Source organism: Paenibacillus sp. J22FR21, from assembly GCF_056269135.1.
This window is the reverse complement of sequence record NZ_JBWDNJ010000008.1, coordinates 134,958-152,741: the sequence shown is the minus strand read 5'-3', so window position 1 is coordinate 152,741 and position 17,784 is coordinate 134,958. Positions and strand designations below refer to the sequence as shown.

The window sequence follows — 17,784 nt, the reverse complement described above, 5'->3', positions numbered from 1 at the left end:
AATTGGATCGGAGCATAATACTTCGTATGCGAAAGTTCGTATGCGAAGTAACTGCAAGTAAGCAGGAGGTGGACGAAAGTGGACGATGAACAGCGAATGCTTCACATTTTTCATAGCTACCGCGAGGTGAATCAAGCCTTCTTCCAAGTGATGAAGAAAGTGGCGCAGCAGCATGGAATCACGCCGATTCAGCTCATCGTCATTCGCATCCTGAGAGAGCATCCGGAGATCAAACTGACGGAGCTGGCCGAGAAGCTGAATCTTGGCAGCAGCACGACTAGCGGCATTATTGATCGCATGGTGCGGGATGAGCTTGTATACCGCGAGCGGACCGAGGCAGATCGACGGGCCATGACGCTCACGCTTACCGATAAAGGACGAACGTTGTGGGAAGAATCGAACGAGACTCGTACGCTGATGTTCCAGCCTCTTCTTCAATTGTCCGAGGAGGACCAGCTTCAATTTCTCCGTATCCAAACTGAAATTTTAGGCATCTTAAGAAAAGTGAAAGAGGATGGTGCTATATGACCAGCATGATAAGCTCAACCCTGCGCAAAGGTCCGATCATGGCCTCGCTGCTCCTTGCAGCATTCGTAGCGTTGCTCAGCCAAACCGTATTAAATGTCGCCTTACCCAAAATGATGGAGGACCTCAACGTAAACGAGAGCACGATTCAGTGGCTGTCCAACGGCTACATGCTCGTAAACGGCGTTCTCGTCCCGATCAGCGCCTTCTTGTTCAACCGGTTCTCCACACGCAAGCTGTTCTTGGTGGCCTCTTCCTTGTTCGCCGTTGGTACCATCATATGTGCCTTCTCCGGCGACTTCGGCGTACTGCTCTCCGGACGCCTTGTGCAAGCTGTCGGCGCCGGCATCCTTATGCCGCTCATGTCCGTCGTCATTCTCACGATCTTCCCTGTAGAAGAACGCGGCAAAGCGATGGGGATGATGGGAATCGCGATGATTTTCGCACCGGCCATTGGTCCTACGATGTCCGGCTGGGTCGTCGAGCATTATAACTGGCATGTCCTGTTCTACATCATCATGCCGCTAGCTATCTTGGCCGTCATCATCGGTGCCATCTTCATGAAGGATGTTATTAAGACCAGTCTTCCTAAACTCGATTCCCTTGGGGTTGTGCTATCCACCATCGGCTTCGGCGGACTCTTGTACGGCTTTAGCGACGCTGGCTCGGCCGGCTGGGGAAGTGCAACCGTTATTGTCTGCCTGGCATTGGGCGGGCTGTCTTTACTGCTCTTCGTCATTCGGTCACTTACGGCAGAGAAACCGCTGCTTGACTTGAATGTATTTAAATATTGGATGTTCTCCTTGACGACACTGATCAACGCGATCATCACGATGGCCATGTTCTCCGGTATGATTCTGCTTCCGATCTTCCTGCAGAACATCCGCGGCTTCTCCCCGCTGGACTCCGGTTTGCTGCTGCTTCCGGGAGCCATTCTAATGGGGATTATGTCTCCAATCACGGGGATGATCTTCGATAAAGTCGGCGCTCGTTGGCTGGCGGTTGTCGGTCTCGTCATCACGACGATTACAACCTATGAATTCAGTCATTTGACGGCGGACACCACTTATAATCACATGATGCTGATCTATACGCTGCGTATGTTCGGGATGTCGATGCTCATGATGCCAATTCAGACAGCCGGCATGAACCAGCTGCCGCGCCGCCTGAACGCTCACGGTTCGGCCATGTCGCAGACGCTTCGCAACGTCTCCGGCGCACTCGGCACCGCGATTCTGGTTACGCTTATGACGAACAAGTCGGCGTCCCACGCCAAGGAGCTCATCATTGCTGGCCAAATCGATACGACCGACAAAACCAAAATGGCAGAAGTCACGCAAACGGCGATGATCTACGGCATCAATCATTCCTTCATCGTAGCAACTTGGCTGACCGTGGCCGCACTCGTTCTGGCGTTCTTCATTCGCAAGGCGAAGCCGCATGAAGAGCCTGCAGCTGCACGCACGGACTTCACTGATTTTGCCGATGTAGATTAAGGAACGACAAAAGGCCGGAAATTCTCCGCTTAAGGAGATCCCGGCCTTCTTTATTGCCATTCTATGCGACGATATGATCTTCTTGCATGCCACCGCCACTTCGCAGATCCTCATAGAAATGCGCCATCGACGTGCTGAAATACGGTCCCAACCAGAGCAATCCAATCCCAAGCGTTGGGAGGCATAACAAGAACCAGCCGAAGAAGGATAAGTAGAGCACAAACAGTCTCCATTTGTGACCTGCCATCATGGCTTTACTGCGGTTAATCGCTTCAGTTGGCGCCATGCCCGGGTTATCCCCCAGGATATAATAGGACTGCGAGTAACGAAGTGCCGCGATGATACCGGGAACGATGAGCAGCAGCGTCCAAAGGAACGTAAATACCGACATGACGACGTAAAGCACCAGCGAATCTCTATATCGCTCAAAGCCTCTAAGAACACCGGCGGTTTCCGGCACGTTCCTTCGAGCATAATCTAAGTAATGATTGTAGATCCCATACGTTAACGGAGCTTCCATGAGGATACTGATGATCCACCCAATATAATCAATTTTTCCGGTGACGGTACTAACGATAATCGAAATGACCACGAACAATAAGAAGTGCAGAACAGCCGGTTTCCAATTTCCGGATAAGCTTTGCCTCGCTCTGGCACGGATTTGAGGACGAGTGAGCATGTGTCGAATTTCCCCCTGGCATACAATAGTGGATTGCAAACCTATCTTACCTTGCCAAGCCGAGGCTTCACAACCCTTTTATTCCCGCCGTTTAGTTAGAATTACCCATTCTACAAGGACAAGATCGATGACGATCGCCGTCCAAATATTCACATTCAGTACCTCTTCAATCATCCCCTCTCTACCTTCCGGCAGAGAAAACCCGTTCAACACACCATAGGTTAGCAGCAGAACCGGAACTGCCACGCGCGCGCACACGGCCACCAGCGTAACCCCGTAACTGCGAATCATCCACTTGCGATGTTCGTCAAACCTCCGAAGCGCCGCCGTACGATACCCTTTCCAGCTCGTAAACAGCCATAGGCTGGTCAACACGAGGAAAGACACCGCTTTTGTAAAATCCTCGACATACAGAATGACCACCAGCGATAGCATTCCGCTTAGAAAAACACTGCCGACGTACACACGTCCCAATTGCCGATGCACGCGGGGATACCGCCTGCGGATATGCCCGACGAACTGAACCCAGCCCGTAAGCAGAGCGACAAAAGCAAAGCAGATATGCGCAACAAGCGCCGGATATTGAATGGTCGCGGAGGCGATGCTCACCCGACTGTTATCCGAATCAAATGTCAAATAAGGGAGCATGAATGGAATCATCACCCCAAGCGAAACAACGAGCAGAATCCACCAACGCCTATTCGTCCTCACAACTACCACGCCACCTAGGTTTTCTTTTCATTGTACCTGCTCATTCTATCGAATCCGTAAAGGAATTCTAAAAAAAGGCTAAACAAGAATCGCGCCTGCAGCCTAGGATGGGTCAAGCACAAATGACCAAGGTCCGCGGATCACCACTCCCGGCCGGTTTATTGTTAAGCTGACCCGCTTGCTGCCCGGCTCCATGTCGACCTCCATATAAACAACCTTCCCCGTCTGCTCATCCAGCTTGAACATGCTGCTCCTATTTAATCCGAAGTCATATAGCGACGCTGTAGCCTGATCGTCATCATGCATATCCAGGTAAAGTCGCAGACCAGTCTCGTTTATACGTTCCACTTTCGTAATCGTGACCGGAAAACCGGCGATCTCGAAGGTCTGATTCAGATGCTCGTTTGCAGCGGTTGGCACCTTGATCTGCGCCTCATCGTTATACGTAACGCTTATTTCAGGAATTGTTAGCGTATAGCGCTCACTACCAGCTTGCTTCGGCACGCTAAAGAAAAACTCGCTTGCCGGGCTGCTGACACCGGGTATTTTCTCGATCTCCAGGTTCTTGCCCGTTTCATCCGCCACCTGCAGCTTCAGGCTCTCATCATGCAGGTACACGCCATTAATGCCATAATCATAGACGTTGAAATCATCAGAATGACGAGAAACCAAGGAAACTCTAACCTTCTCGTCCATCCGGTCCGTAATCGCCGTTATGGAGACTCCGGTAGCTGTATCCGTTGCACCTAATTCCGTATAGCTGGCGTAAGTCGCGGCCCTCGACAGTTTAACTTCTACTTCAATAGCGGGATCAAGCGGCAGGATCAGTTTAACCTGCCCACTAAGATCCAACTTTTTTTTATGCCAGAAGTCAGACGTCCATTGCGCTCCGCCCTGAACGGCCATAGAAGAACCAAGGGTGAACTTCATTCCCTTCTCATTCACAATCTCAATCTGTTTGAACCGCGGCACATCCTTGCCTGCCATCGTGAGATAGGTCATCTCTTCGTCGGACATAAATCCCGTAATGAGAATCGACCCTTCCCCGACTTTCACCGTAATCGGCTGCTTCATCACATACCGTTCCATAGGAACAGCTTCTTCTTTCACAATGCCGATGCCGGGCACGAATTGCAATGCCTTCTGAATGGCTGCCCATACTCTCGAGTGATCTACAAGCGCCGCAGTCATGAGGATAACGATTATTGCTGCTGCAACTGCGATCAATCTCCTCTTCCTCGCCGGTTTCACTCTGCTGCTTATAGAACCGCTAATGGCCTGTTCTCGTTCCGCAGCAGCTTTCTGAATGCCTAACCGGCTTCGCTGCCCCAGCTCGGAAGGTATAGGTATCGTTTGCAATCGGTCTTTAATTGGATTTGAACTCACGACTATCGCCCTCCTCTACTCGCATGCGAAGCTTCTTAAGCGTCCGATACAGCAATGTTTTCCCAGTCCCCAGTGGAATGCCCATGATTTCCGCCACTTCTCGAATCGTAAAATCATAATAAAATCGCAACATAATGATGTGCTTCTCCTCTGCCGTCAAGGACTCGATCAGATCCTGCAGCGACACAGACAGCGGAATATCTTCTTCGTCCGTTACCGTTATAGAGTCCAAGTAGTCTGCGCTCCATTGCACTTCTTTCTTCCTTTTACGAAGCATATCGATGGAGCAGCTGATGGCGATTTGAATGAGCCATGTTTTGAAATACTGAGGCTCCTTTATATTCGCGATCGCTTTATACGACTTATAGGCTGTTTCTTGTACAACATCAAGGGCGTCCTCTGGACTTCCCAAGTAAACATAAGCCGTTCGGTAAATATCCGCTTCATACTGCTGAAACAGCTCTAAATACGCTTGCTCATCACCTTGCTGAGCTTTCTTGACCCGTTCAATAATCCTCATCACCTGCTTCACATTTACCTTCCTAACGATTAGACGCACAAAAGGGGCATTTGGCTCTGCGAATTGAAATAAAGGCTGCAACATCAAAAAAGCCGAGAACCTCCGCTAACGGAGTTCCCGGCCTTCACTCATCCTTTAAGACTCAAGCCGTACGTTTCTTGTTACTTTGCAATATCCTCGTAGAAGTGTCCCGCCGCCGTACTGACATAAGGGCCTAGCCAGAGGTATCCGATCCCGAGCGTTGGAATGCACAGCAATGCCCATCCGATGAAGGACAGGTAGAGCGTAAACAATCGCCATTTGTTCCCCGCCATCAACGCTTTGCTGCGGTCAATCGCTTCAAGTGGCGATATCCCTGGATTATCCCGCAGTATAAAATAAGATTGCGAGTAGCGAAGCGCCGCGATAATACCCGGAACGATCAGCAGCAGAGCCCACAGCATCGTAAAGATCGCCATGACAACGTAAACAATGAGCGACTCCTTGTAACGCTGAAATCCGCGAAAAATCGCTGTCGCCTCCGGCACCTTCCCCCGAGCGAAATCCAAATAATGATTATAGATCCCATACGCTAACGGAGCCGTCAGCAGAATGTTGATGATCCAGCCAATGAAATCAATTTTATTCGTGATCGTGCTAATGAGGCCCGAAACCACCATGTACAACAAGAAGTGAAGTACGGCCGTCTTCCAGTTGCCGGATAAGCTTTGCCTTGCTTTCGCTCGAATCTCAGGACGACTCAGCATACATCAGTTCCCCCCGAACCAGTATCGTTTAGCTTCAAACTATACTACGTGGGAGAAATCCGATTTAGTCCAAGTCCGCGTTAATTCGTCGTTTCTTTCCCTGGGGCGACTTCATTTACATCCCTGCCGCCAATAGGTCGGGCGAGCAGCTCAATTAGCGATAGTGGAGTATCCGCCTTTTCGATTTGATTCCGCATATCCGAACGATCGTCCTCCATCTCTTGCATCGATTTATACAGATTATATAGGAGTCCCATTATACAGTTCCTCCAACCCCGGCAAGCGCGCTGACAAATTGTCTGCCAAACTGTATACAGATTTCTTTCTCAGCGGGGCTTGGTCCGAATTCTATTTTTAGCCCTTCCAGCACAACCTCTGAGCCCAGTTCCTTGAGTTTATCCATCAAGATATCTACAGCAACTCCGTAAGCAGAGTAAGAGGAATCGCAGGAGCCGAACACGGCGGATTTAGTACCTTGCAGCTGCAAGCCGGTCATTTGCCCATAGTAATCAAGAAACTCATCCGGCAGTTCTCCGTCCCCCCACGTATACGCGCCAAGGACAATACCATCGTAAGCCGCCAGGTCGGCAGCAGCAGCATCCATCACCATCTGAACCTTGAGAGTTCCGCCTGCCTCGCGAATGCCTTGTGCAATTGCATCCGCCATATCCTCCGTATTACCTGTCATGCTCGCATAAACCAGCAGTACATTTGCCATGCCTACAACACTCCTCTACCCTATGTCTCCATAGTCCATTGCTTGGGTATGCGTTCCTTACGCCCCGCATTTCCTCTCTCATATTATTTGATAATGATTCTCATTGTCAATTAATCTTTTGAAAATAATTCCCATGCCATGATGACGTTTGTCTATTTGGAGAACACTCTGCAAGGGTAAGGGGGGTTCACTTGTGCGGCGAAACCCCATATAAAAAGCCGAAACCCCTTATATAGAAAGGAGTTCCGGCTTTCGGGACAATCATTTAATGGTACAATATGCTCTTAGCCATATCGGCTATGCGGTAAAGCTTGTCTTTCTCCGTAAGTGATCGCGTCAGCACTCGCAAGCCAAGCAAATTGTTGTGCAGGCTTTCGGCGAGCTCCTCCGCGCTGCGCTTCGACGTAAAGTCGCCTTGCTGCTGACCCTTGCCAATAACATCTACAAGAATTTGCTCCCAATAATCGAAGCTTTCGCTCACCCTGGCTCTTGCCTCGGGATCAATCGAAGCCAGCTCAACCGCCATATTCACCATCATGCAGCCGGCGGGGTTATCCTCGCTTGTGCCCTGAATCGTGTAATCGAATATGAAATCGATCGCCTGACTAGGCGTGGAGTTCGGAATGAGGGCACCAAGTCGGTTATTGGTCAATGTTTTGTACCGATCAAAGGCCCTTAGATATAGCATATGTTTATCGCCGAACGTATCATACAAGCTCCTGCGGTGAATGCCCATACGCTCGACAAGATCATTAATCGATGTTTTCTCGTAGCCCTGCTCCCAGAACAGCTTCATTGCCTTCAGCAGTACGACGTCTTCTTCGAATTCTTTCGCTCTAGCCATAAGCATACCCCTTTCCAGTCGATTTTACCATATTGAGAACAATCGGTAAAGAATCCTCTGACAAGGTGTCTTCTACTCCGGCGACTTTTTGACTTATCGATATACCGGTGCACCGAACGGGGATGAGCCGCCGCCACCGTCAACACTGATTTCGGCGCCTTGCACGTACGAAGCATCATCCGAAGCCAGGAACAAAGCAACGTTTGCGATTTCTTCCGGTTCACCCAAACGGTTTAGCGGAACCGATCGTGTGAGTTTGGCTTCCATTTGCGCAAGCCCTTCCGGCTGACCCCAGATCGGAGTGCGTGTAGGACCTGGAGCGACTGTATTTACGCGAATGCCGCGCGGCGACAGCTCGGATACGAACACTCTAGCCATGCTGGCAACTGCAGCTTTGCTCGCCGCATAAGCCGCCCATCCCGGGCTTCCTGCATTGGCAAGCACTGAACCATTCAAGATCACCGAAGCACCTTCCTTCAGGTGAGGCAATGCAGCTTGCACCGTGAAGAATACGCCTGTCACGTTCACGTTCATAACCTCTTGGAATAAGGCTAGTTCCGTTCCACCCAGTGGAGTATGACCACCAATGCCGGCATTAGCGAATACGACGTCCAGTCGGCCGAATTTCTCGACTGCTGCAGCTGTTGCTTTCTCCAAGCTCTGCGGATCGGTCGTTTCGGCTTGAATGCCGAAGCTATTCGCCGTGCCCAGCTCCTCCACTGCTGCGTCGAGTTTAGCTTGATTACGACCTGTGATGACGACTCTAGCTCCTTCGGCTACAAACAATTTCGCAGTCGCAAACCCGATCCCGCTGTTACCACCTGTGATGAATGCTACTTTACCGTTTAATTTACCCATTATGAATCGCTCCTTTGTCATGTGCTTTATTATGCTTCCTTTTTCGAGAATGATCGTTCTCGAAAAGGTTAAAAAAAATTGTACTGCAGCCACACTCCATTTACCTTTCGGGAATGATCGTTCTAGTATTCCCAATAAAAAAGGAATGCATCTCATGGCTCGATTGCTTCCTTCTTGCTTACGAGATCATCTTAGCATATTGAGAACGATCAGTAAAGAATTATTTTAAGAACTAGCCCACTGCTGTGGACTAGTGCAATTTCTTTAGGAACGTGACCAATCATATTCCATCAAGCTCGCTGCCAGAAGCGCGCGCTCCTCGCCCAGCAGTTTACCGATCACATAAAGGGACGCATCGATCCCTGCTGAAACGCCGGCTGACAGAATAATCTTCCCATTGTCCACGTAACGCGCTTCTTCGTGAATAACAGCCGATTCCGGTGCTATTGCTCGAAGCTCATGCATCGCCAGCCGGTTCGTAGCTAGCTTCAACCCATCTGCCAGCTGTGCTTTCACAACAAGAAGCGCACCTGTGCAAACGGACAGCACCAGCTCGGCTTCTCCCGCAATCTTACGGATCCAATCCGTCATGACCGTATTGTGCATTTCGGTTCTGGTGCCCGGGCCTCCGGGGATGACGAGAATGTCCGGCTTCGGACAGTTCCGAAAGTTGTAAGCCGGGTTAATGCTCAGGTTGCCAAGCGCTTGAATCGGGCCATCGTGTTCCGCCACGGTGAACACGTTCAAATCTCGGCCATAGTTACTTCCGGATAGGAAAGCTTCGAATGGCCCTGCAAAATCCAACACTTCCACGCGATCAAAGATCAGAATCGCTACATTCCTTGCCTGCCGCACCTGCTCCTGCTCCATTTCATCATCTCCCATGAAATAATAAAAAGTGCTCAGTCCAAAAGACCAAGCACTTCGCCCAGGCGTACGGCATATGAAATATGTGCTCCCTCGTGGTACTCCACGTTTACGCCAGTCACACACACCGAATACTACCTTTATTTTAGTCCGAATATTCTCGCAAATCAATCGTGAAAGTTCTGGCTATTCACTGGGAGCCCGCCTCGCATCTGCATAGTTCGCCCCAGACCGGCTCGGGAAATACAAATGTTGCAGAAAAGAGCCCCGTGAATCCTCAGCCACTGCTCCGACCATCTATATGATGACTGGATCTACATTCCCTTGCTCCTTCGCCCATATACGACCCGAATGACGAACTCGGCTGCAAGCAGCAGGAACAGAATCGCCCCATAAACGCCGATGGTGTAGCTGTGCGTGTAAGATACGCCGAATCCTTGGTGAACCACGTACGTAATCGCATGGATGCACAGATTCGTATAACAGAACGCGTAGCTTCTGACCATCCAATTCCGGTGGGCGATGCGCTGTTTTCGTCTTACTTTCACGATCGCAATCACCGTCATGGCCGTCCACAGCATGCTCAGCAGGTTAAACGGAACGCTGTTCAGCTTGCCACCGGTCGCATAAGGTGCCATGTAGCCGGAAGTTAGCACCACAACAAGGATCACGCCAAAATAAACATACCCGATCGCTCGGTGGGCGCGCCGGTATTGGGTTTGAACCTTCGAGGCAAAATTAACCGCTCCCGCAACCATCGCGATGCTCGCGCAAACCACATGAACATACATCACATTAAGCCAAACCGGCTTGTTTAAAGAGTGCTTTAAGTTGATTTTGTGACTAAGAAAACGATCCGCCTGGGGATCTACGAAGAAATTGATGGTGATCACATATACGATAAAGCCGATCGCAATCGTCAGCATGCACAGATAGAGAATTTTGGATTTCTGCATAGCTAAGTTGTACCTCGTTTCAACATTAGAGCTCTGCCGCGGACCTTCGCACACGCACAGCGCTCATCGGAACCGGAATTGTTCATAGTGAATCGAACCCGTGGGAACGCCGCTACGCCGAAATTCCAGCTGGAACGCCGCAAGCATCGGAGCCGGTCCGCACATATAGATCTGTTTTGCCGCCACAGCCATCTTACCCTGCATCGTGCTGACTACACGCTCGGCAGTGAGTCGCCCCTGTTCCGCAGAATAGTGGACATGCACCTTGAGGTTATCGTGCCGCCGCTCGGCTGCACGTATCTCGTTCAGAAACAGCGCTTCCTCTTTCGTTCGCACCGTGTAGAAGAAATCAACATGATGGGGAAGACGCTCCGGCATATCTCGAATCCAGCTAAGGAATGGCGTCACGCCAATACCGCCGGCGATCCATATTTGATTCGTATCGCCTTTGCGGTAATCCATAGTGCCATAACCGCCTTCAACAACGGCTCGCGCGCCTGATTTCAAGTTTCGGTTCAGGTAATCGGTATAATCACCGGCGGATCGAATCGTCAGCCTGAGGCCGGACTCCTTGGGTGAGCTGCTGATGGTGAAGGGATGCCACTCGGACAGCACCCTGTCTCCTTTGAACCGGATAAACAGAAACTGCCCTGCTTCAAATCGCAGCTGTTTCTTCTCCGGAAAGAGCGTCACCTCGACTGCTCCTGCGCTCAACTGCCGTACTTCGCTCACTTTATAAGCCGCTCTTCGCCTTACGAATCTCGCTATGAGCTCCGTATATAAATAGGAGGTTATCCCGACAACGATCGCAATCATCAAGAGTGTAAACGGCACGGTAGTCGTTCGAACGAGCGGATCAACCAGCAGCGAATGCGCCGTGCCGATAATGAAGAAGAGCCCGATAAACCGATGCGTGATTCGCCAGCCTCGGTAGCCTATTCGCACAATCCGCCGAACCACCGGTATCCTCGGTGCCAGTGAAAGGAGAATGAGAAGGACAAAACCTCCAAATGCAATATAACCGGGAGCTCGTCCGGGCGGGATCTCATTAGGATTAAGCGGCATCACAAGCAAATGAAGAAAGAGCAGCAGGAACACAAATATACCCGCGTTTCGATGGACGACATACAGCTTATCCAAGCCGCCAAATAATCGTTCCAATACCCGGAATCTCGTTGCGAGCAATAAAGTGAAGGCCATCATCATCATCATTGTAGAGCCAATTACTTCGCCTAGATAACGCTGGGAAAACGCAGGCTGTTGGCTATTATCCATAGGTGGAAAAGCAATCCACACGGCGGCATTAACAAGCGGTAGCAAGAAGATTAGAAAATGGCGAGGCTGCAGCATGCACGTGCTCCTTTTCTCGAGTGAAATCCTTGTCTACTTCTGATTCTACCATAGACCTCACTCGAAAAATCTCACAGTACGATGAATATCTGCCGCGCCCCGCCACAATTATTACTTCTCGCTGAATTCGACTTTCTTCACCCAACCGAACGGATCAGCAACGGCACCGGTTTGGATGCCTGTCAGCGTGTCATAGATGGATTTCGAGAGCTGCCCGGTCACGCCTTCGCTGATCACGAGCTTCTCTCCGTTCCAGTTCATCTCTCCAATAGGCGAAATAACCGCAGCTGTTCCGGTTCCGAAAGCCTCCTCCAGCGTGCCGTTACGACCCGCTTCATAAAGCTCCTCAATGGACAGCACTCTCTCTTCAACAGGAATGTCCCAGTGCTTCAGGAGTTGGATGACCGAATTCCGTGTAATACCCGCCAAGATGCTGCCGTTCAGTGCAGGCGTTATAACCGTTCCATTGATCTTGAAGAATACATTCATGCTGCCGACTTCTTCAATATATTTGTGCTGCGTGCCATCGAGCCAAAGTACCTGCGTATAGCCTTGCTCCTTAGCGGCTTGCTGCGATTTCAAGGCTGCGGCATAGTTGCCTGCGGTCTTCGCTTCACCTACGCCGCCCACAACTGCGCGAACATACTGGGATTCCACGTGGATTTTGACCGGATTAATGCCCTCGGGATAGTAGGCACCGACAGGCGACATGATAATGATAAATTGGTAATTCTCAGATGGAGACACGCCAAGCGTCGCTTGCGTAGCAATGACGAACGGTCGAATATAGAGCGATGTGCCTGCAAGCTCCGGAATCCAGTCTTGATCGACTGCAATGAGCTGCTCCAGAGCATCAATCGCCACATCAATATCCAGCTCAGGTACACTCATGCGATCATTGGAGCGGTTCATACGGGCAAAATTATCGCGCGGACGGAACAGTTGAATGCCGCCGTCTTCGGTCTTGTAGGCTTTCAAGCCTTCGAAGATAGTTTGTCCATAATGGAACACTTTCGCGGCCGGATCGAGTACGATCGGCTGGTAGGGCGTGATGCGCGGGTTATGCCAGTCTTGCTCGACACTATAATCCATTACAAACATGTGATCCGTAAAATAAATCCCGAAACCAAGCTGATCCTGCGCTGGCTTGGTCTTCTTGTTCTGACTGCGTTCAATCGAAACGGCTTTATTGGCTGTTGTCATGGTTTATTCACTACTCCCTTACTTTCATGATTGGTGATTGCATAATACAACTTGTTGAGGTATATATAAAATATCTATTATGTTCACTATCCATACCTTTAGAGTATGTAAATAGATCTTCAAATTGGGGATGCTTACATGGATTTTCGACAGCTAAAATACTTCTTGGCCATCGCGCACGAGAAGCAAATTACACGAGCGGCGAAGCTGCTGCATATGGAACAACCGCCCCTCAGCCGTCAGCTTATGCTGATGGAAGAAGAGCTCGGTGCGCAACTGTTCGAGCGGAGCCGAACCCAGCTCACGTTAACCGCTGCTGGGCGGCTGCTCAAGGATCGGGCGGAGTCGTTGCTGCTGCAATTAGACGAGACGATGAAGGAAGTCAAGGAGCTCGAGCTTGGCGTACGCGGTACGCTCTCGCTCGGCGCGGTTGTTTCCTGCGTCTCCATTCTCCCTCGCCCGATTCAGCAATTACGAGAGAAATACCCGCAGGTTACGTTTAAGATTTCCGAGGGCGATCATTATCTGCTCGGCGAAATGCTGGAGCGGCGCTCGATTGAGCTCGTCATATCCCGATTGCCCTTTGAGGCACATCTGCTTCCGAATAAATTGGATATGCTCCCGCTCCCTTCCGATCCCTATGTTGCCTTGATGCCTGCCGCGTGGGCTTCTCCTGGAAGAGGGAACGATATCAGCATTGAAGAGCTCGCCCAATATCCGCTGCTCACGTTAAAGACCGATAAAACGATCAAAATGCACGAACAGGTTGTCAACGAGTTCCGTCGTCACGGCTTCGAACCGAATATCATCTGCGAATGCTCCAGCGTCGCCATTATTATGTCCCTAATTGCCGCAGGAATCGGCGCAACGGTGTTTCCGAAATCGGTTATTTCCTCGTTTCCCTCCGGGGACGTCATCACGCTCAGTATACGCGACGCCGATTTCCAATCCGAGGTCGGAATTCTATGGCTGAAGGATCAGCTGCTGTCCAAGCGGGCGCAGCATTTTATTGAGTGCTTTCAATAACCTAGCGAGCAAACAAATGAAAGGCCGATATCGCTCCGTTCGAAGGAGAATACCGGCCTTTTCTTATTATTCAAGCTCCTCTTCACGCTCTTCTGTTCCACTGCTGTGAATGACCGGAATCATCCACTGATAGCGCTGACGCTCGTGAAGTTGATGACGCTCCAGATTAGGTCCATCCGGCTCGAAGCCGAACGATTGCAGAACGAGCATCAAGCTGAAGCAGGCGTAAGGATCGTTCGATAAACAATCCAGCGTCACGAACAAGGTCGGCTGCATCCGCTCCAGCTCGATTTCGAAACGTGTCTCCTGCTTCCAGCTATTCGGCATGTTCGTTTTTGAGGGCAATCGGAATCCGACCTGCCCGATCATCTCGTCGCCGATGATTTGCTGCTGCCGCACGAAGGCTTCTTGCGCAACCAGAATCCCGTGCTTGCTTAAATATGCCGCGCTCGCTTCTATGGCTTCCGCATAAGGCTGGAGCTGACGCTTCACGCGATGCCGGAACCAGAGCATGCTCGTCGCATGAGACCACCTCACAAGCTGGACATGCTCATCGACCGCATCAACTACGCCATTCAAGTATTGCTTCGCTACATTCAGAGCCAGCAGCTTGGCATCTACATCTTGGCGCCATTTGCGCAGCCATCCTGTCTGACCCTCTGTACCGGCGATAAGATATTGCCGAATCTCGGACAAGGCTATATCTGCCTGTCGAAGCGTATGAATTTTCAATGCGCTCGGTATTTGTTCTTCTTGATAATAGCGATACCCGTTATCCGCGCGGTAGCTGGGCTGGAGCAATCCTTCTTTCTCATAATAACGGAGCGTGCTGGCAGGCAGACCCGTCCGCTCGGCGAAGCTCTGAATCGTCATGCCCGTTCTCAAGCGGATCCCCTCCCTGCAGCTTTATTAATAGTAGCTCCAAACGTTTAATCGATTGCCGTCCGGGTCGTAGAAATGGAATCCTTTCCAGCGCTCCCCGATAATTGCTGAAGCTTCAATTCCCTGATCCTTCAGCCAAGCATTCGTCTTATATAGATCCTCTTGCTGCTTGATATGAAAATATAAGCGTGCGCCGGGATTGGCCTTACCTATAGGCTGAGCCTTCTCCTCTTTGAGCTGCTCCAACCATACAAAGTCCCATTTGCTTTTCTGATCGCGCATCAAGGCAAACCCCTGGTCCTGATAGTTTTTCTTCGACCGGCCCCAGCCGAAAACCTGCTCGTACCAAGAAATAGAAGCTTCCAGGTCAGATACACCAAGCCATAACGGCTTAGCTGCATACTGCACGATGCGAGCGTCAGGGAATTTCCCTTCCAGCTTGCGGTCTTCGCTTAGCGTTAGGCGAACATTCCCGAATGCCAGAATATCGGCAGACCAAGTGCCATCAGGCATCTCGAACGGTTCGGTACAAGTAACATCCTGTGATCTAAAGTAATCCAACGTCTCACGGAGATTAGCCGTACGGAAGCAGAATCGGCAGTTTCCTTCGGCATAATCGTTCAGCGTGAAATGCTCAAGCTCGCTTTCGAAAGATTTCAGGTTTGCTTGTCCAACGCCGGGCAATTTGAAGAAAGCCTTCCGTCCGACAGGTCCGTCGCCTGTCCCTTTCAATCGCCAACCCATTTTCTCGCGATACCATTCCACGGCTTCGTCAAATTGCTGCCAAGGTACCATAATAAATCCGCCGTCGAATTTAAAGTAAGGTGTCTCCATCCATTCCAACCTCCGCTTTTGGGAAATTTTTGCTAAGACGATCATACACCTTAAAGTTACTTGAAGGTCAACAGCGATTTTAGCCCGAGTAACCGATAACATCCGCTCGAACTTCCCATTATGTTCGACATCCAGACAATGCTATTTACGAGATTTACAGTTAGTAGAATTTACCTCATGCAACGTGGTAGAAAATGCCTTCATCCCAGCATAGACTCTCCGTTCCACGAATATGTTGTCTTGAACCTTCGAAATGTGGAAAGCAGTTAAAGGGGCGAACCTGAATGATGAGACGATACCTTGGCATGCTTGCGAATGTAGCGCTGTATGTGGCCATGATAGTTGCCGCGATTGTGATCTACAATGCGGCCGTAAATCCGCTGCTCGGGTGGGGAACCTTCGGGGAGGGCGAACAATTGCCTGCGCAAGTCTTTATCGTGCTGGGGCTGTCCGCCTTGTTGTGTTATCTGGCCTATCGCGTGAAATATAGGCTGATCGTACCGCAGACACCGCCGCCCGGCTTCCTACGGATGCAGCAGTATCTGCCGATTTCAACCTTACGAGCCGTACATATGATCACCGTCGGCATCGGGTTTGCCTTCTTCTTCACCGCCTCCCTCAAACTCCTGCTCCATCAAGGAGTAAGCGAGCTGGCAGCCTTCACGGATCAATATGCCGACGTTTCGACCGGCTACCTCATCATCTCTGCCGTTATCAACACCACGCTTGAGATCGTCTTGTTCATGGGCATCCTCTTCAATGAAGCACGCCGCAATGTGGCCGTCTTCTGGGCGGTTCTACTCGTTTCCATTATTATTGCCGCTCTACAGCCGGGAGGGATCGCCATGCAGCTGCTTGGCATTCCGCTAGGTTTCCTGTATGGCTACATGTATCTCCGCCTGCGTTCGATTTGGTCGGTAATTCTCATTGGGTGCTCCTTCAATGTGCTGTTCTTTGCTTTTGTCAAAACGTCTGCTTTCAACTGGTTCGATGAGCTTCATGACAGTTGGCTTATCGTCATCATTGCTGTTACAGCGGTCTATATGGCAGCAAGCGTCCTGAAGTACAACCCGAAGAAGAGTCCGAGTCCCTTGTAAGCACAAAAAAGCGTCTCTCCCATGAGAGACGCTTGTCTATGTAGACCGGAATCGTTTCTATTCTAAAGCTTCAAGTACAGCCTGCACGCCGTAGCTGTTGCCGATTGGACCGTAGCCCATAGCCAGCTCGCCGTTAATGGCGTAGGTTTGTTTATTTTGAACAGCCTTCAGACTTTTCCAGACGGTATTCTTCTCCCAATCGTCTGTCATTGCCGGCTGCGACTTGTCGACGTAATTGAAGTAGCCCAGGAAGAGGTGATCAGGATTAAGCTTGCTTAAACCCTCAAGCGAAAGCTCTACGCCTTCCTCCATAGCCGGATCGTTCGGCGCTTTCAAGCCAAGTCCGCCTCCGTAATACTGCGTCAAATACTTCGTTCCGCCAAGCCATACCGCATTGTTCCGAACTTGGACGAATGCTACTGTTCCTTCTACCTTCGCCAATTTCGTTTTGACATCTTGAAGTTTCGCATTGTAATTGTCGATGTATTGCTTCGCAACATCCTCTTGTCCGAGGATTTCCCCGAACTTCGTAACGACCGCCTGCCAGTTGCTCCATATATCTGTTTTGGCTTCATCAATAACGACCGTCTTTGCGATCTTCTCCAGTTGATCCGTAACTTCAGCGTTGATGCTGTTACCGGCGATGATCAAGTCCGGGTTATAGCTCAGCAAAGCCTCCATATTAACCGTTGTATTCTCGCCAACGACGACCATTTCACCCAGCTTGTCTACATAAGGCTTATAGCTGTCCGTATGCAGCGCCGATGACTTCTCCGTGAAAGGAAGCGCAAGCGCAGCCGACTTCAGATCAAACAGCAGAATCGAGTCGATATAACCCCAATGTACCACTGCCACTCTTTCCGGTTTCTTGGTAATTTCGATTTGGCCATTCGCTGCATCGATGGTACGCGGGAATGCGCTGGTCGACGCGTTGTTGCTCTCCTCCGCTTCACCGCTCGGCGCAGCATTAGACGCTCCATTATTATTCGAACCGGAGCATGCGCTCAGGATCAAAGCCAAACTCAACAGAGCGATTAGTACCAAATAAGATTGTTTTCTCAGGTGCATGTCAAGCTTCCCCTCTTC

The 17,784-nt window shown here is 50.4% G+C and carries 20 protein-coding genes and 1 riboswitch; of the genes, 4 read left to right on the top strand and 16 right to left on the bottom strand.

Annotated features, from left to right (window positions below; translation table 11 throughout):
- The first annotated feature begins 78 nt into the window (after positions 1-78).
- Together AC0YNS_RS25660 and AC0YNS_RS25655 are read left to right on the top strand one after the other, a co-directional pair.
- A complete protein-coding gene (locus AC0YNS_RS25660) occupies positions 79-528 on the top strand; it encodes a MarR family winged helix-turn-helix transcriptional regulator (protein ID WP_475783776.1) in 450 nt (149 codons plus the stop codon).
- The gene (locus AC0YNS_RS25655) at positions 525-2,021 is read left to right on the top strand and encodes a DHA2 family efflux MFS transporter permease subunit (protein WP_475783775.1); all 1,497 of its coding nucleotides are present in this window, start codon (positions 525-527) and stop codon (positions 2,019-2,021) included. Before AC0YNS_RS25660 ends, AC0YNS_RS25655 begins: the two co-directional genes overlap by 4 nt.
- 61 nt (positions 2,022-2,082) lie before the next feature.
- On the opposite strand, the gene AC0YNS_RS25650 is transcribed toward AC0YNS_RS25655, so the two are convergent.
- The 13 genes from AC0YNS_RS25650 to AC0YNS_RS25590 all read right to left on the bottom strand — a co-directional run bounded on the left by AC0YNS_RS25650 (position 2,083) and on the right by AC0YNS_RS25590 (position 12,859).
- Complete coding sequence (locus AC0YNS_RS25650) at positions 2,083-2,700, bottom strand: DUF975 family protein (RefSeq protein ID WP_475783774.1); 618 nt, start codon at positions 2,698-2,700, stop codon at positions 2,083-2,085.
- 78 nt (positions 2,701-2,778) lie between these two features.
- Positions 2,779-3,411 (bottom strand): DUF2306 domain-containing protein, encoded by a 633-nt coding sequence (locus tag AC0YNS_RS25645; protein ID WP_475783773.1) that lies wholly within the window; start codon positions 3,409-3,411, stop codon positions 2,779-2,781.
- Positions 3,412-3,513: 102 nt separating this feature from the next.
- Entirely contained in the window at positions 3,514-4,797 is a 1,284-nt protein-coding gene (locus tag AC0YNS_RS25640) for a hypothetical protein (RefSeq protein WP_475783772.1), read from the bottom strand.
- A complete protein-coding gene (locus AC0YNS_RS25635) occupies positions 4,778-5,329 on the bottom strand; it encodes a sigma-70 family RNA polymerase sigma factor (protein WP_475783771.1) in 552 nt (183 codons plus the stop codon). Before AC0YNS_RS25635 ends, AC0YNS_RS25640 begins: the two co-directional genes overlap by 20 nt.
- 149 nt (positions 5,330-5,478) lie before the next feature.
- Positions 5,479-6,063 (bottom strand): DUF975 family protein, encoded by a 585-nt coding sequence (locus AC0YNS_RS25630; protein ID WP_475783770.1) that lies wholly within the window; start codon positions 6,061-6,063, stop codon positions 5,479-5,481.
- An 80-nt stretch (positions 6,064-6,143) separates the two neighbouring features.
- Positions 6,144-6,320 carry a hypothetical protein gene (locus AC0YNS_RS25625; protein ID WP_475783769.1) on the bottom strand — a complete coding sequence of 59 codons (177 nt, stop codon included), beginning with the start codon at positions 6,318-6,320 and terminating at the stop codon, positions 6,144-6,146.
- Positions 6,320-6,781 (bottom strand): flavodoxin, encoded by a 462-nt coding sequence (locus tag AC0YNS_RS25620; protein ID WP_475783768.1) that lies wholly within the window; start codon positions 6,779-6,781, stop codon positions 6,320-6,322. Before AC0YNS_RS25620 ends, AC0YNS_RS25625 begins: the two co-directional genes overlap by 1 nt.
- A gap of 265 nt (positions 6,782-7,046) precedes the next feature.
- On the bottom strand, positions 7,047-7,625 hold the full coding sequence (locus AC0YNS_RS25615; protein WP_475783767.1) for a TetR/AcrR family transcriptional regulator: 579 nt from the start codon (positions 7,623-7,625) through the stop codon (positions 7,047-7,049).
- 93 nt (positions 7,626-7,718) lie between these two features.
- On the bottom strand, positions 7,719-8,483 hold the full coding sequence (locus AC0YNS_RS25610) for an SDR family NAD(P)-dependent oxidoreductase (RefSeq protein ID WP_475783766.1): 765 nt from the start codon (positions 8,481-8,483) through the stop codon (positions 7,719-7,721).
- A 264-nt stretch (positions 8,484-8,747) separates the two neighbouring features.
- Entirely contained in the window at positions 8,748-9,353 is a 606-nt protein-coding gene (locus AC0YNS_RS25605; RefSeq protein WP_475783765.1) for a DJ-1/PfpI family protein, read from the bottom strand.
- Positions 9,354-9,402: 49 nt separating this feature from the next.
- Positions 9,403-9,482, bottom strand: a riboswitch (ZMP/ZTP riboswitch).
- Positions 9,483-9,664: 182 nt separating this feature from the next.
- Positions 9,665-10,306 (bottom strand): DUF2306 domain-containing protein, encoded by a 642-nt coding sequence (locus tag AC0YNS_RS25600; RefSeq protein ID WP_475783764.1) that lies wholly within the window; start codon positions 10,304-10,306, stop codon positions 9,665-9,667.
- 63 nt (positions 10,307-10,369) lie between these two features.
- Positions 10,370-11,656, bottom strand: coding sequence for a ferredoxin reductase family protein (locus AC0YNS_RS25595; RefSeq protein ID WP_475783763.1), 1,287 nt, complete (start codon positions 11,654-11,656; stop codon positions 10,370-10,372).
- A 111-nt stretch (positions 11,657-11,767) separates the two neighbouring features.
- Complete coding sequence (locus tag AC0YNS_RS25590; protein WP_475783762.1) at positions 11,768-12,859, bottom strand: branched-chain amino acid aminotransferase; 1,092 nt, start codon at positions 12,857-12,859, stop codon at positions 11,768-11,770.
- Between the two features lie 138 nt (positions 12,860-12,997).
- Here AC0YNS_RS25590 and AC0YNS_RS25585 point away from each other — a divergent pair, with 138 nt between their 5' ends.
- Complete coding sequence (locus AC0YNS_RS25585; RefSeq protein ID WP_475783761.1) at positions 12,998-13,885, top strand: LysR family transcriptional regulator; 888 nt, start codon at positions 12,998-13,000, stop codon at positions 13,883-13,885.
- Between the two features lie 66 nt (positions 13,886-13,951).
- Here AC0YNS_RS25585 and AC0YNS_RS25580 read toward each other — a convergent pair whose 3' ends face one another.
- A complete protein-coding gene (locus tag AC0YNS_RS25580; protein ID WP_475783760.1) occupies positions 13,952-14,770 on the bottom strand; it encodes a helix-turn-helix domain-containing protein in 819 nt (272 codons plus the stop codon).
- Between the two features lie 24 nt (positions 14,771-14,794).
- Positions 14,795-15,601, bottom strand: a complete 807-nt coding sequence (locus tag AC0YNS_RS25575; protein ID WP_475783759.1) for a VOC family protein — start codon at positions 15,599-15,601, stop codon at positions 14,795-14,797.
- 284 nt (positions 15,602-15,885) lie between these two features.
- On the opposite strand from AC0YNS_RS25575, the gene AC0YNS_RS25570 reads away from it, so the two are divergent.
- Positions 15,886-16,698, top strand: coding sequence for a CPBP family glutamic-type intramembrane protease (locus tag AC0YNS_RS25570; RefSeq protein ID WP_475783758.1), 813 nt, complete (start codon positions 15,886-15,888; stop codon positions 16,696-16,698).
- Between the two features lie 57 nt (positions 16,699-16,755).
- Here AC0YNS_RS25570 and AC0YNS_RS25565 read toward each other — a convergent pair whose 3' ends face one another.
- Positions 16,756-17,766 carry an ABC transporter substrate-binding protein gene (locus tag AC0YNS_RS25565; protein WP_475783757.1) on the bottom strand — a complete coding sequence of 337 codons (1,011 nt, stop codon included), beginning with the start codon at positions 17,764-17,766 and terminating at the stop codon, positions 16,756-16,758.
- Positions 17,767-17,784 lie beyond the last annotated feature (18 nt).